This window comes from Burkholderia sp. USMB20 (assembly GCF_000949135.2).
GTDB lineage: Bacteria > Pseudomonadota > Gammaproteobacteria > Burkholderiales > Burkholderiaceae > Burkholderia.
The window spans coordinates 587,930-602,343 of sequence record NZ_JTAN02000019.1; the positions used below are offsets into that span (position 1 = coordinate 587,930).

Genomic DNA, 14,414 nt, shown 5'->3' on the forward strand with positions numbered 1-14,414 from the left:
AGGGTCCGACGTTACCCTGCAGCAGCGCCGTAATGATCCGTAATATATGTATCCCAAAAAGCCGCGCCGCCACGCGATGTCGCGTCGCATTTATTGCATTGCAACATTCGTTGCGGACCGCGCCACCGGATACTCGCGCGTGTGGCCTCACGTATTCATCCGACGAGAATACCGGCTGCGCGAGCGGATCGGGCCCGCTCCGGCCTGTTTCAATCACCGTGGCGCAGGCCGCTCCCGGCCCGCGTCCTGCACGGCCTGCCGTTTGGAGTTGCCCGCCTAGCGGCGGGGTTTGGAAAGCGCGCGCGACGGTCGTATAACTGGCACAACCGGACCACCGATCCGGTGCCGCGCGCCGTGCCGCGGACCCACGACGATTCGACCGACGACAAGCGCGTCACTCGGCCGCCGCACCGCACACGCGGGAGCCGGCCCCGAAAAGGAGGGAGACAATGGCAATGACCGACGCATCGGCCTCGGGCTGGTCGGATGGCAAACGTTATCTGTGGCTGCTCGGCGCGGTGACGATCACGCTGCCGATCCTCTCGGCCAAGCTCGCGCTGTCGACGGGCCTCCACGTGTTCTGGTGGTTCGGCCCGCTGTTCGCGTTCGGCGTGATCCCGGTCCTGGACACGCTGATCGGCGACGATCGCGACAATCCGCCCGAAGCCGTCGTCCTGCATCTCGAACGCGAGCGCTACTACCGCTACATCGTCTATCTCGCGACGCTGGTCGAATACATCGCGTTCTTCATGTGCGTGCGGATCGTCGGCACGCATGCGCTCGCGTGGTACGACTACGTCGGCTTCGCCCTGTCGCTCGGCGCCGCGACGGGCATCTCGATCAACACCGCGCACGAACTCGGGCACAAGACCAGCCGCTTCGAGCGCTGGCTCGCGAAAGTCACGCTCGCGCCGGTGGCGTACGGGCACTTCTTCGTCGAGCACAACCGCGGCCATCACGTGCGCGTCGCGACGGCCGAGGATCCGGCGAGCGCGCGCTACGGCGAATCGTTCTGGGCCTTCCTGCCGCGCACGGTGACGGGCAGCATCCGCTCGGCGTGGCGGCTCGAGAAGGCACGCCTCGAGCGGCTCGGGCATTCGCCGTGGACCTGGCGCAACGAGGTGCTGCACGCGTGGGCGATGACCGTCGTCGTGTGGGCCATCGCGATCGCGATGGCCGGCAAGATCGTGATCCCGTTCCTCGTGATCCAGGCCGTGTACGGCGCGTCGCTGCTCGAAGTCGTCAACTACGTCGAGCACTACGGGCTCGGCCGCCGCAAGCTGCCGAGCGGCCGCTACGAGCGCTGCACGCCGCAGCATTCGTGGAACAGCAATCACGTCGTCACCAACCTGTTCCTGTACCAGTTGCAGCGGCACGCCGACCATCACGCGAACCCGACGCGCTCGTACCAGGCGCTGCGACACTTCGACGACTCGCCGCAACTGCCGGCCGGTTACGCGACGATGATCCTGTTCGCCTATGTGCCGCCGCTCTGGTATCGCGTGATGAATCCGCGTGTCGTCGCGCACTATGGCGGCAACATGGCGCAATCGAACATCAAGCCATCGATCCGCGCTCGCGTGCTCGCGCAGTATTCGGCCGCGGGGTGACGCAGGACGGCGCGGTTGCGGTTGCGGTTGCGGTTGCGGTTGCGGTTGCGGTTGCGGTTGCGGTTGCGGTCGGCAATATCGTCACGCGGCCTGCGGCAGCCTGAACACTGCGACCGCGTGCCGCAGCGCGCTCGCCTGCTCGGCCAGCGCCTGCGTCGCCGCCGACGCCTGTTCGACCAGCGCCGCATTGCGCTGCGTCGCTTCATCCATCTGCGTGACCGCGACGTTCACCTGCTGGATGCCGCCGCTTTGCTCCTGCGAAGCGGACGAGATCTCGCCGACGATCGACGTGACCCGCTGCACCGCGCCGACGATCCCGTGGATCGATTCGCCCGCGCGCGCGATCAGCACGGCGCCCTCGTCGACCCGCCGCGTCGATTGCTCGATCAGCGCCTTGATCTCCTTCGCAGCGGCCGCGCTGCGCTGCGCGAGCGTGCGCACCTCCGACGCGACGACCGCGAAGCCGCGCCCCTGCTCGCCCGCGCGCGCCGCCTCGACGGCCGCGTTCAGCGCGAGGATGTTGGTCTGGAATGCGATGCCGTCGATGACCGCGATGATCTCGCCGACCTTCGCCGCGCTGGCGGCAATCCCGCTCATCGTGCCGACCGCGTCCGTCATCACGCCACCGCCCGCGGACGCGATGTCCGATGCGTCGCGTGCGAGCTGCGCCGCATGCTGCGCGTGTTCGGCCGACTGGCGCACGATGCCCGTCAGTTCGGTCATGCTGGCCGCGGTTTCCTCGAGCGACGCAGCCTGCGCCTCGGTGCGCGACGACAGGTCGTGATTGCCCGCCGCGATCTGCGCGCTCGCGGTCGCGACGGCTTCGGCATGCGTACGCACCTCGAGCACGACACCCGACAGGCTCGCCTGCATCGTCTTCAATGCGCGCAGCAGATCGGCGATCTCGTCGCGGCCGGCCGCGTCGACGTCGCGCGTCAGGTCGCCGCCGGCCACCGCCTGTGCACAGGCCACGGCGCGATCGAGCGGCCGCAGGATCGCGCGGCTGAACAGGAACGCACCGATCATCGCGATGCCGAGCACGATCAGCATCAGCACGACGCTCGCCGCGTCGCGTGACGCGCATCGCGGCTCGCTTGCGCCGACACGGCAGCACTCTCGTCGGCGATCGCCTTCGCCGCGCGCTCGAGCAGCGCGGCGGGCGCCCGGTCGACGCCCGCCACGGCCGCGTCCCGGCCGTCGGCTCGAAGCGCGGCCTTGAACGCGTCGAACCCGCGCCGGTAGCCGTCGCCCATCGCCGCATGCGCGGCATGAACTGCTCGACGAGCGTCCGGCTCTCTCCGGGCGGCAGCTCGCCGACGAGTTGCGCGGCCAGCGTGTCTACCGTGCGCTCGCGCGTCTGGAATGCCTGCCAGTACTTGTCCAGCTTGTCGGGCTGCTTGCCGCGCAGCAGCGTGTCCTTCCATTCCTGCACCTGCAGCTTGAACTGCACGAGCGTGGCCGATACGAGCCGTTCGTCGGCAACGTGCGTCTGCACGTCGTTCGCGAACGTGTCGATCGAGCGATTGAGAATGCGGATGCCGTACAGCGCGCCGCAGAACATCAGCAGCAGCGCAATGGCGAATGCGAGGGGAATCTTGTAGCTCAGCTTCATGGGACCTTGGATCGTCGGAGAACGGCGACCGCGCACAAAGCGCGAGCCGCCGACCGCTCTGTTAACGGCGCGCGAGGTCAAGGCTGAAGCGGGCAAACGGCGGCGGGAACCGTGCGGGTCGAGCACGAAGCCCGTGGCGATCCGTGGGCGGCGGGAACCGAGGCAACAACGCCCAAGCGGGTGCCGGCCGATCGGTACGCGCGCGTACCGCACATCGCATCCACGCTCGCCACCGGGCGACCAAAACGAAAAACCCCGTGATCCTTCCGGATCACGGGGCTTCGTATTTTGGCGGAGAGGGTGGGATTCGAACCCACGGTACGGGGAAACCGTACGCCTGATTTCGAGTCAGGTACATTCGACCACTCTGCCACCTCTCCTTCCTTGCTGCTTCATTTCCCGGTTGGTCGTGTCCGGGAAAGAAAAGATTATAGAACGATCTCTTCGGAACTCACAAGCGTTTTTTGCAAAATTTTTTGCGAGCCCGTCGAAGACCGATCGCGCAGCGATCTCACGACGCCTGCGCAGGCGCTTCGATTCGCTCCATGCCGCCCATGTACGGACGCAGCGCCTCGGGCACCGTGACCGAACCGTCGGCATTCTGGTAGTTCTCCAGCACTGCGACGAGCGTGCGGCCGACCGCGAGGCCGGAGCCGTTCAGCGTATGCACGAGTTCCGGCTTGCCCTGCGCGTTGCGGAAACGCGCCTGCATCCGCCGCGCCTGGAACGCCTCGGTGTTCGAGCAGCTCGAGATCTCGCGATAGGTGTTCTGCGCGGGCAGCCACACTTCGAGGTCGAACGTCTTCGCGGCCGAGAAGCCCATGTCGCCCGTGCACAGCGTGATCACGCGGTACGGCAGGCCGAGCTTCTGCAGGATCGCCTCCGCGTGGCCGACCATCTCGTCGAGTGCCGCATACGACGCGTCCGGCGCGACGACCTGCACCATCTCGACCTTGTCGAACTGGTGCTGGCGGATCATCCCGCGCGTGTCGCGGCCATACGAGCCGGCTTCCGAGCGGAAGCACGGCGAATGCGCGGTCAGCTTGATCGGCAGCGCGGAGCCTTCGACGATCGACTCGCGCACGGTGTTCGTCAGCGAAATCTCGGACGTGGAGATCAGGTACTGCGTGATCGTGTTTTCAGCGCCGCCCTTCTCGACGCGGAACATGTCGTCCGCGAACTTCGGCAGCTGGCCCGTGCCGTACAGGATCTCGGGATTCACGATGTACGGCGTGTACGTCTCGCTGTAGCCGTGCTGCAGCGTGTGCGTGTCGATCATGAACTGCGCGAGCGCGCGGTGCAGGCGTGCGATCGAGCCGCGCAGCATCGTGAAGCGTGCGCCGGCGAGCTTCGCGCCGGTTTCGAAATCGAGGCCGAGCGGCGTGCCGACGTCGACGTGATCCTTCACCTCGAAGTCGAACTGGCGCGGCGTGCCCCAGCGGCGCACTTCGACGTTGTCGGCTTCGTCCTTGCCGACCGGCACGCTTTCGTGCGCGATGTTCGGCATGCCCAGCATCAGGTCGGACAGGCGCGTCTGGATCTCGCCGAGCTTGGCCTCCGACGCCTTCATTTCGTCGCCGATCCCGCCGACTTCGGCCATGACGGCCGACGTGTCCTCGCCCTTCCCCTTCATCGCGCCGATCTGCTTCGACAGGCTGTTGCGGCGCGCCTGAAGCTCTTCGGTACGGGTCTGGATCGCACGGCGTTCCGCTTCGAGGGCGGAGAACGCGGCGACGTCGAGGGTGTAGCCGCGATCGGCGAGGCGCTTCGCGACGCCGTCGAGGTCTTTGCGCAGCAACTGGATGTCGAGCATGGGAGGACTTGGAAAATCGTTGTGTAAGACGGGAATTCTAACGCACCGCGGGGCCGCCACGGCATTGGCCGGATGGACAGTGCCGCAAACGCGCGACGGGCGTGGCAGTATCGCATTGCCGGCCTGCGCGCCCGCAGCCGCCGAAGCGCGCTGCGCGACGCCGCGGCGCAGCGCGCGACAGCCGCCCCGGCCGGGCGCAACGCGGCGGGCAACGCACCCGTCTTCGCATCATCATCACCCGAGGGAACCCGATGGCCATCGAACTGGACAAGGATGTCCGCGACCGCGCGATCGCGTCGCTGCAACGCTATTTCACAGAAAACATGAACGAGCCGATCGGCAACATCCAGGCCGGTGCGCTGCTGCATTTCTTCGTCGAGGAAATCGCGCCGGCAATCTACAACCTCGCGATCGCCGATGCGCAGGCGCGCCTGCACGCACGGGTCGCCGAGCTCGACATCGACTGCCACGAGGAGCCGTTCGAGTACTGGAAGAAGCAGCCGGGCCGCCGGCGCTGACACGCCCCCACGCAGCGCCGGCCGTCGGGCCGCGCGCGGCCGGTCAGTCCTTCTTGCCGGCCTCGCGGTCGAGCTCGCGCAGCCACGCGAGCTTGTCGGCGATCTTCGATTCGAGCCCGCGCGGCACCGGCTTGTACCAGCGCGGTTCGCGCATCCCTTCCGGAAGATACGACTCGCCGGCCGCATAGGCATTCGGCTCGTCATGCGCGTAGCGATACGCGTGGCCGTAGCCGAGTTCCTTCATCAGCTTGGTCGGCGCATTGCGCAGATGCACGGGCACCTCGCGCGACTTGTCCTGCTTCACGAACGCCATCGCCTGGTTGAACGCGTTGTAGCCCGCGTTGCTCTTCGCCGCGCACGCTAGATAGATCACCGCCTGCCCGAGCGCCAGCTCGCCTTCGGGCGAGCCGAGCCGCTCGTAGGTCTCGGCCGCGTCGTTCGCCACCTGCAGCGCGCGCGGATCGGCGAGGCCGATGTCTTCCCACGCCATCCGCACGATGCGCCGCGCGAGATATTTCGGATCCGCGCCGCCGTCGATCATCCGGCAGAACCAGTACAGCGCACCGTCCGGGCTCGAACCGCGCACCGACTTGTGCAGCGCCGAGATCTGGTCGTAGAAGTTGTCGCCGCCCTTGTCGAAGCGCCGCGCGTTCAGCGTCATCGCGCTGCTGACGAACTCGGCATCGATGGTCGTGACCTTGGCGGACGCTGCGGCCGTCTGCGCCTGCTCGAGCAGGTTCAGGAAGCGCCGCGCGTCGCCGTCCGCATAACCGATGAGCGTATCGATCGCCTTGTCGTCGAACGCGAGCCCGTCGAGCGCGATTTCCTGCGCGCGCTTGAGCAGCTGACGCATCTCGTCGTCGTTCAGCGACTGCAGCACGTACACCTGCGCCCGCGACAGCAGCGCCGAGTTGACTTCGAAGCTCGGGTTCTCGGTCGTCGCGCCGATGAAGGTCACGAGCCCCGACTCGACGAACGGCAGCAGCGCATCCTGCTGCCCCTTGTTGAAGCGGTGGATTTCGTCGACGAACAGGATCGTGTGGCGGCCGGTGCGATTCAGCGTGTCCTTCGCCTGCTCCATCGACTCGCGGATGTCCTTCACGCCGCCGAGCACCGCGGACAGCGCGATGAACTCGCAGTCGAACGCGAGCGCGGTGAGGCGCGCGAGCGTCGTCTTGCCGACGCCGGGCGGCCCCCACAGGATCATCGAATGCGGCTTGCCGGATTCGAACGCGAGCCGCAGCGGCTTGCCTTCGCCCAGCAGATGCGTCTGGCCGATCACCTCGGCGAGCGTCTTCGGCCGCAGCGCCTCGGCGAGCGGCCGGCGCGGCTCGACTTGAAACAGGTCGGACATGAACCCTCGCTCCAGATCAAACGATGGCGGCCGAACGGGCCGCCGGACCTGACATTATGACAGCCGCGCGACTGCACCGCCGCGCCTGGTGCTTGGTGCTTGGTGCTTGGTGCTTGGTGCTTGGTGCTTGGTGCTTGGTGCTTGGTGCTTGGTGCTTGGTGCTTGGTGCCTAATGCTTAGTGCCCGCGCCTGCGCCCGATGCCCGCGCCCGATGCCCGCGCCCCAAAACAACACGGGCCTGCCGTCGCCGGCAGGCCCGTGTCGGGAAAACGGCGTGGTGCCGGTCAGCCGTTGATCACGTCCGCGCCCTTCGGCACGACGAACTTGAACGTATCGCTCTTGAGCGGCGGGTTCGTCTGGATGTTCGTGAACGTGAGCAGCGTGACGTTGCCGAACACGTCGTGCAATTCCATCGCCGCGAGCGTGCCGTTGCGGAAGCCGATGCCGATCCGCTGGAATTGCGTGTCCTGCGCCTTCGGCAGCATCTCGAGCCACTCGATGCCGCCCTTCTCGCCGGCATCGCGCAGCGTGTAGTTCTTGTCGAGATCGTTGCTGCCGAACAGGATCGCGGCCGGGCTCGCGCCCAGCGCGCCGTTCAGCTTGCGTTCGGTGACCTGGTTCAGGTCGCGGTCGTACACGTAGAGCTTGTCGCCGTCGGCCTGCAGCACCTGCTGGTACGGCTTCTGGTACGTCCAGATGAACTTGCCCGGACGCGAGAACACGAACGTGCCGCTCGAATTGTCGTTCGGCTTCGGCGCGGCCTGCACGGCGCTCGCGCCCTTGGCCGGTGCCTTGACGATCTGCTGCGTGAAATCGCCTTTCGCCGAGCGCACCTGCGACACGAAGGCCTTCAGCTGCTCGGTGCCGCCCGCGAACGCGTGCGTCGCCGCGAGCATCAGCGATGCGCCGGCGAGCGCCGCGCCGAGCCAGCGCCGCGTCGAACGAAGGGACACTGCGAACGAATGTTGCTGCATATTGCGGTTTTCTCCCTGGGTGGCCGGCGCTGCGGGCGCCGCGGACTCATTCCGCGTCGCGCGCCGGCACAAGAATTTCGCGGTTGCCGCTCGACGACATCGCCGACACGAGCCCCGATTGTTCCATCTGTTCGAGCAGCCGCGCCGCGCGGTTGTAGCCGATCCGCAGATGGCGCTGCACGAGCGAAATCGACGCGCGGCGGTTCTTGATGACGATCTCGACCGCCTGGTCGTACAGCGGATCAGACTCCTCGCCGCCTTCGCCGGTTCCCGCGCCGGCCGAGCCCTCGTCGCCGTCGGCCGTGCCGCCTTCGAGCAGCCCTTCGACGTAGTTCGGCTCGCCCTGCTCCTTGAGCTTCTCGACGACGCGATGCACTTCGTCGTCGGCGACGAACGCGCCGTGCACGCGCACCGGCAGCCCGGTGCCCGGCGGCAGGTACAGCATGTCGCCCATCCCGAGCAGCGATTCGGCGCCCATCTGGTCGAGAATCGTGCGCGAGTCGATCTTCGACGACACCTGGAACGCGATCCGCGTCGGCACGTTCGCCTTGATCAGGCCGGTAATCACGTCGACGGACGGACGCTGCGTCGCGAGGATCAGGTGGATGCCGGCCGCGCGCGCCTTCTGCGCGATCCGCGCGATCAGTTCCTCGACCTTCTTGCCGACGACCATCATCAGGTCGGCCAGCTCGTCGATCACGACGACGATGTTCGGCAGGCGGCCGAGCGGTTCAGGATCGTCCGGCGTCAGGCTGAACGGATTCGGAATCTTTTCCTCGCGCTTCGCCGCGTCGTCGATCTTGTTGTTGTAGCCCGCGAGGTTGCGCACGCCGAGCTTGCTCATCAGCTTGTAGCGGCGCTCCATCTCCGCGACGGTCCAGTTCAGCGCGTGGCCGGCCTGGCGCATGTCGGTGACGACCGGGCACAGCAGGTGCGGAATGCCTTCGTAGACGCTCATTTCGAGCATCTTCGGATCGATCAGGATCAGGCGCACCTGCTCGGCGGTGGCCTTGTACAGCAGCGACAGGATCATCGCGTTGATCCCGACCGACTTGCCCGAACCGGTCGTGCCGGCCACCAGCAGATGCGGCATCTTCGCGAGGTCCGCGCATACCGGCTTGCCGCCGATGTCCTTGCCGAGGCTCAGCGTCAGCGCCGACGACGCGGCCGCATAGACTTCCGAGCCGATGATCTCGGACAGGTGGACCGTCTGGCGGCGCTGGTTCGGCAGCTCGAGCGCCATGTAGTTCTTGCCGGGGATCGTCTCGACCACGCGGATCGACACGAGCGACAGCGAACGCGCGAGATCCTTCGCGAGGTTGACGATCTGGCTGCCCTTCACGCCGGTGGCCGGCTCGATCTCGTAGCGGGTGACGACCGGGCCCGGATACGCAGCGACGACGCTCGCCTCGACACCGAAGTCCTTCAGCTTTTTCTCGATCAGGCGCGACGTGAATTCGAGCGTATCGGCGGAAATCGCTTCCTGCGTCTTCGGCGCGGGATCGAGCAGCGACACCGGCGGCAGCGTCGAATCGCCCGGCAGGTCGGTGAAGAGCGGCACCTGGCGCTCGCGCTCGACACGCTCGGACTTCGCCGGCGTGACGACCGGCGGCACGATCGTCACGGGTTCGTGATCCTCGATGCGCACACGCTCCTCTTCGACCTTGCCTTCGCGGCGCACGGCCGCGGCCTCGCCGAGCTTGCGGTCGCGCTCGGCCTCGCGGCGCAGCTTAGCGACGTTGACGGCGGACAGGATCGCCCCGCCCACGCGCTCGGCGACCGACAGCCACGAGAAGCGGAAATACAGCGACAGGCCGATCGCGAGCAGGATCAGCAGCAGCAGCGTGCCGCCGGTGAAGCCGAACGCGTGCGACATCGCGCCCGCCACGGCCTCGCCGATCACGCCGCCCGGTGCGCGCGGCAGCTGCACCTTCAGCGACCACATGCGCAGCGCCTCGATGCCGTCGCACGCGAGCACGACGAGCACGAACGCCAGGATCTCGGTGAGCCAGCCGATCGGCCGCTCGGGTTCGTCGGCGACCGCCTCGTGGCGCGTGATGCGCCGGTAGTTGACCGCGATGCGCCGCCCGAGCGGCACGATCAGCCAGTAGGCCGACAGGCCGAACAGCAGCAGGATGATGTCGGCCGTCCACGCGCCGACGCGGCCCGCCCAGTTCGAGATGTGGTCCACCTGCGCGGCGTGCGTCCAGCTCGGATCGCGCCGGCTGTAGCTCAACAGGGCCATCACCAGAAAAGCGCAGAGCGCGACCTGGAGAATCCAGCGGATCTCCGTGAGGAGCTTCGACATCCGGTGCGGCAACGCCTGTGCCTGGGCGGAATAAGGAGCTTTTGCCATGAATCCGTATAAAGAGGACGGGCCGCGCGCCCGCCTGTCGTTCGATCGCGCTTATTGTAAACGCTGCACCGGGGCGCCAAGTGTAAATGACGGTTACATAAGAGGGTCGGGGCGGCCGAAGTCGATACCCGCGCATGCGATCCGGCCCGCCGGTCGGCCCGTGACGCCGGGCCGCGGCAATGCGCCGCCACGGGCCGCAGCCGCCCGCGCCCCGCCCGCCCAACCTGCCCCGCGGCTGCGGGCGCCCCACCGAGAAACGCTATCGCCACGATTGAAACTCTCGTTCGGCAGCGCAGCAACGGGGCCTTTATAATGCGCGTCTGATACCCATCTACGACGGCATCCCGGTCAACCCAGACCGTCCGGCGAGCCTTACCCCGCCCGCCGCGGCCGCCCTTTACGGATTCGCACATGTCCACGCCCAAACACGCCAAAGTCCTGATTCTCGGTTCCGGCCCCGCCGGCTACACGGCTGCCGTCTACGCGGCTCGCGCCAACCTGTCCCCGGTGCTGATCACCGGCATCGCGCAGGGCGGCCAGCTGATGACCACGACCGACGTCGAAAACTGGCCGGCGGACGCGAAGGGTGTGCAAGGCCCGGAACTGATGGCGCGCTTCCTCGAGCACGCCGAGCGTTTCAACACCGAAATCGTCTTCGACCACATCCACACCGCGAAACTGCACGAAAAGCCGATCCGGCTGATCGGCGATTCGGGTGAATACACGTGCGACTCGCTGATCATCGCGACCGGCGCATCCGCACAGTATCTCGGCCTGCCGTCCGAAGAATTGTTCATGGGCAAGGGCGTGTCGGCCTGCGCGACCTGCGACGGCTTCTTCTACCGCAACCAGGAAGTCGCGGTGATCGGCGGCGGCAACACGGCGGTCGAGGAAGCGCTCTACCTGACGGGCATCGCGAAGAAGGTCACGGTGATCCATCGCCGCGACAAGTTCCGCGCCGAGCCGATCCTGATCGACCGCCTGCTGGAGAAGGAAAAGGAAGGCGTCGTCGACATCAAGTGGGATCACGTGCTCGACGAAGTGACGGGCGAGGATTCGGGCGTCACGGGCCTGCGCATCAAGAACGTGAAGACCGGTGAGAAGCAGGACCTCACCGTGCAGGGCGTGTTCGTCGCGATCGGCCACAAGCCGAACACCGACCTGTTCCAGGGCCAGCTCGAGATGAAGGACGGCTACATCCTGACGAAGAGCGGCCTGCAGGGCAACGCGACGTCGACGAGCGTGCCGGGCGTATTCGCCGCCGGCGACGTGCAGGACAACGTGTATCGCCAGGCGATCACGAGCGCCGGCACGGGCTGCATGGCCGCGCTCGACGCGCAGCGCTACCTCGAAAGCCTGCACGACAAGAAGTAAGCGTCGAGCCTTCGCGCGCCGGGCGCTACAATGGCGTCCGCTGCCGCGAAGCGGGCTTGACCGGAAAGCCGCTGCCGTCGCGCAGCGGCTTTTTTTGTGCCCGCGCGCCCGAACGCGCCTGCCCGGTTACCGAATCATGGCGAAGAACCAGCCCCATCCGAGCGATCCCGCGAAGCGGAAGATCGCCGCCCGTCCCGCGACCCCCGCGCCGGCCGCCCCGCCGCCCGCGCCCGATCCGGCCGCATTGCGCGGCCAGGGCCTGGCCGGCCTCGGCGCGTTGCGCAAGGCGCTGCAAGGCGAAGCCGATCGCCGCGACCGCGAGCGCATCGAAACCGCGAAGGCCGAACGCAAGGCCGAAGCCGACGCGAACCTGTTCCGCAACGAAATCGGCGCGATCCAGCCGCTGAACGCGCCGCCGCGCGCGAAATCCGGCCGTACGCCGCCCGACCCGGTGCCGAAGCAGACGCAGCGCGACGAGGAAGCCGTGCTGAACGCGACGCTGTCCGACGAATTCGATCCCGAGACGCTGCTCGACAGCGACGAATCGCTGTACTACCACCGCCCCGGCATCAGTCGCGACGTCGTGCGCAAGCTGAGGAGCGGCGCGTGGATCGTGCAGGCGCAGATCGACCTGCACGGGATGCGACGCGACGAGGCGCGCGATGCGCTCGCCGAATTCATCCGCGAAGCCGGCAAGAAGGGGCTGCGCTGCCTGCGCGTGATCCATGGCAAGGGGCTCGGCTCGATCGGCAAGGAACCCGTGCTGAAAGGCAAGGTGCGCGCGTGGCTCGTGCAGAAGGAAGAAGTGATCGCGTTCTGCGAGGCGCGCAGCCACGACGGCGGCGCGGGCGCGGTGCTCGTGCTGCTGCAGCCGCTCGCGGCGCCCGCCGATCGGGGGCCGCGTGCCGCATCCTAGGCTGACGCTCGCGATCGCGGTACTGGAGGCGATCGCGACGCTGGCGTTCGCGATCTCGGGCTTCATCGAGGCGCGCAAGAACCGTCTCGACTCGGTCGGCACGTTCGTCGTCGCGCTCGCCACCGCATTCGGCGGCGGCACGCTGCGCGACATCCTGCTCGAACGCCGCCCGTTCTACTGGGTCGTGCACGACGACTACGTGATCGCGATCTTCGTGCTCGCGCTGTTCGCGCCGTTCGTGTTGCGGATGCTGTCGCGGCTGTCGGCCGAGCGGCTCTTGCTGGTGGCCGACGCGATCGGGCTCGGCATCTTCAGCATCTCGGGCACCGCGATCGCGCTCGATGCCGAGATGCCGCGCTTCATCGCGGTGATGATGGGCGTGATCACGGGCGTGGTCGGCGGGATCATCCGCGACGTGCTGTGCAACGACATCCCGCTGATCCTGCGCGATTCGCGGCCGTACGCGACCTGCGCGTTCGTCGGCTGCTGGTTCTACCTGCTGCTCGCGTGGCTGCAGTTCGACTCGGTGTACAGCGTACTGCTCGCGACCGGCTTCATCCTCGTCGCACGGCTCGCAACCTTCAAGTTCGACGTGCGGTTGCCGCACTGAGCGCCGCCGCGACACCAGACGCACCGCCAGAAACAAAAGGGGCCGCTCCTTCGAGACGGCCCCTTCTTCATTCAGCGCAACCGCGGCCTCACGCGATCCGCTCTTCCGACGCCGGATCGAACAGCACCGCCTTCGACACGTCGAACAGCAGCGACTGCGTCTGCCCCGGCTGCGGGTTCGCGGCCGGATGCACGCGGCTCACGATCCGCTTGCCGTTGACCTGCGCGAACACGTGCGTGTCCGGCCCGGTCGGCTCGGTCACGTCGACGCGCACGTCGATCGGCTGCAGCTTCGACGCCTCGCCGTGGTGCGCATTGCGCGCGTCGGTGATGCGCTCCGGACGCAGGCCGAGGATCACCTCGCGGCCCACGTGGCCGTTCATCCGCTTCGCGTCGAACGGCAGGTTCAGCGCGCTGCGCGCGAGGCCCGTGTCGATCTCAAGCGCGATCCCGCTGCCCTGCTCGACCAGCTTGCCATTGATGAAGTTCATCGGCGGCGCGCCGATGAAGCCCGCGACGAACAGGTTCGACGGCGAATCGTAGATTTCCTGCGGCGCGCCGAACTGCTGGACCACACCGTCCTTCATCACCGCGATCCGGTCGCCGAGCGTCATCGCCTCGATCTGGTCGTGCGTCACGTAGACGATCGTCGTGCCGAGGCGCTGGTGCAGCAGCTTGATTTCCGCGCGCATCTCGATGCGCAGCTTCGCGTCGAGGTTCGACAGCGGCTCGTCGAACAGGAACAGCGACGGATCGCGCGCCAGTGCGCGGCCCATCGCGACGCGCTGGCGCTGGCCGCCCGACAGCTGGCCCGGCTTGCGGTCGAGCAGATGCTGGATCTGCAGCATCGCCGACACGCGCTCGACGATCTGCTGCTGCTCGCTCTTCGGCACCTTGCGGATGTTCAGGCCGAACGAGATGTTCTCGCGCACCGTCATCGACGGGTACAGCGCGTACGACTGGAACACCATCGCGATGTCGCGATCCTTCGGCGACAGGTCGTTGACGACCTTACCGTCGATGCAGATCTCGCCGCTCGTCACGGTCTCGAGGCCGGCGATCATGTTGAGCAGCGTCGACTTCCCGCAGCCCGACCCGCCGACCAGGATCAGGAACTGTCCGTCCTCGATCTCGATATCGACACCCTTCAGGACCGGCACCCCGTTCGGGTAGGTCTTGTACACGTCACGGATGGAAAGGCTTGCCATGCTGTGAATCCTCTGTCTCGTCTCGCGCGGCGCTACGGCGCCGCGTCGGGTTCGTTTCGATGCGCCGCGC

General features: G+C 67.2%; 10 protein-coding genes, 1 tRNA gene and 1 pseudogene. 5 read left to right on the forward strand and 7 right to left on the reverse strand.

Annotation, left to right across the window (positions count from 1 at the left end):
- Positions 1 to 449: 449 nt before the first annotated feature.
- A complete protein-coding gene (locus tag PL79_RS27275) occupies positions 450 to 1,610 on the forward strand; it encodes an alkane 1-monooxygenase (RefSeq protein WP_044849215.1) in 1,161 nt (386 codons plus the stop codon).
- A gap of 81 nt (positions 1,611 to 1,691) precedes the next feature.
- On the opposite strand, the pseudogene PL79_RS27280 reads toward PL79_RS27275, so the two are convergent.
- The 3 genes and pseudogenes from PL79_RS27280 to serS form a co-directional block, all read right to left on the reverse strand.
- Positions 1,692 to 3,222: pseudogene (locus tag PL79_RS27280) on the reverse strand (methyl-accepting chemotaxis protein).
- Positions 3,223 to 3,511: 289 nt separating this feature from the next.
- Positions 3,512 to 3,602 (reverse strand) — tRNA-Ser (locus PL79_RS27285).
- A gap of 131 nt (positions 3,603 to 3,733) precedes the next feature.
- Positions 3,734 to 5,035 carry a serine--tRNA ligase gene (gene serS / locus PL79_RS27290; RefSeq protein ID WP_044849213.1) on the reverse strand — a complete coding sequence of 434 codons (1,302 nt, stop codon included), beginning with the start codon at positions 5,033 to 5,035 and terminating at the stop codon, positions 3,734 to 3,736.
- Positions 5,036 to 5,286: 251 nt separating this feature from the next.
- On the opposite strand from serS, the gene PL79_RS27295 reads away from it, so the two are divergent.
- Entirely contained in the window at positions 5,287 to 5,553 is a 267-nt protein-coding gene (locus tag PL79_RS27295) for a DUF2164 domain-containing protein (RefSeq protein WP_044849212.1), read from the forward strand.
- Positions 5,554 to 5,596: 43 nt separating this feature from the next.
- On the opposite strand, the gene PL79_RS27300 is transcribed toward PL79_RS27295, so the two are convergent.
- The 3 genes from PL79_RS27300 to PL79_RS27310 all read right to left on the reverse strand — a co-directional run bounded on the left by PL79_RS27300 (position 5,597) and on the right by PL79_RS27310 (position 10,237).
- Complete coding sequence (locus PL79_RS27300) at positions 5,597 to 6,907, reverse strand: replication-associated recombination protein A (RefSeq protein ID WP_044849211.1); 1,311 nt, start codon at positions 6,905 to 6,907, stop codon at positions 5,597 to 5,599.
- Positions 6,908 to 7,191: 284 nt separating this feature from the next.
- Positions 7,192 to 7,881: an outer membrane lipoprotein chaperone LolA gene (gene lolA / locus PL79_RS27305; protein WP_044846204.1), complete on the reverse strand. Its 690-nt coding sequence runs from the start codon at positions 7,879 to 7,881 to the stop codon at positions 7,192 to 7,194.
- A 46-nt stretch (positions 7,882 to 7,927) separates the two neighbouring features.
- Positions 7,928 to 10,237, reverse strand: a complete 2,310-nt coding sequence (locus PL79_RS27310; RefSeq protein WP_044846205.1) for a DNA translocase FtsK — start codon at positions 10,235 to 10,237, stop codon at positions 7,928 to 7,930.
- 411 nt (positions 10,238 to 10,648) lie between these two features.
- Between PL79_RS27310 and trxB the strand changes: the two genes are divergently transcribed.
- The 3 genes from trxB to PL79_RS27325 all read left to right on the forward strand — a co-directional run bounded on the left by trxB (position 10,649) and on the right by PL79_RS27325 (position 13,137).
- Positions 10,649 to 11,611 (forward strand): thioredoxin-disulfide reductase, encoded by a 963-nt coding sequence (trxB, locus tag PL79_RS27315; protein ID WP_044846206.1) that lies wholly within the window; start codon positions 10,649 to 10,651, stop codon positions 11,609 to 11,611.
- 136 nt (positions 11,612 to 11,747) lie between these two features.
- Complete coding sequence (locus tag PL79_RS27320) at positions 11,748 to 12,527, forward strand: Smr/MutS family protein (protein WP_044846207.1); 780 nt, start codon at positions 11,748 to 11,750, stop codon at positions 12,525 to 12,527.
- Complete coding sequence (locus PL79_RS27325; RefSeq protein WP_044846208.1) at positions 12,514 to 13,137, forward strand: trimeric intracellular cation channel family protein; 624 nt, start codon at positions 12,514 to 12,516, stop codon at positions 13,135 to 13,137. The genes PL79_RS27320 and PL79_RS27325 overlap by 14 nt, the downstream gene beginning before the upstream one ends.
- A gap of 88 nt (positions 13,138 to 13,225) precedes the next feature.
- Here PL79_RS27325 and PL79_RS27330 read toward each other — a convergent pair whose 3' ends face one another.
- Positions 13,226 to 14,344, reverse strand: coding sequence for an ABC transporter ATP-binding protein (locus PL79_RS27330; protein WP_044846209.1), 1,119 nt, complete (start codon positions 14,342 to 14,344; stop codon positions 13,226 to 13,228).
- Between the last annotated feature and the right edge of the window lie 70 nt (positions 14,345 to 14,414).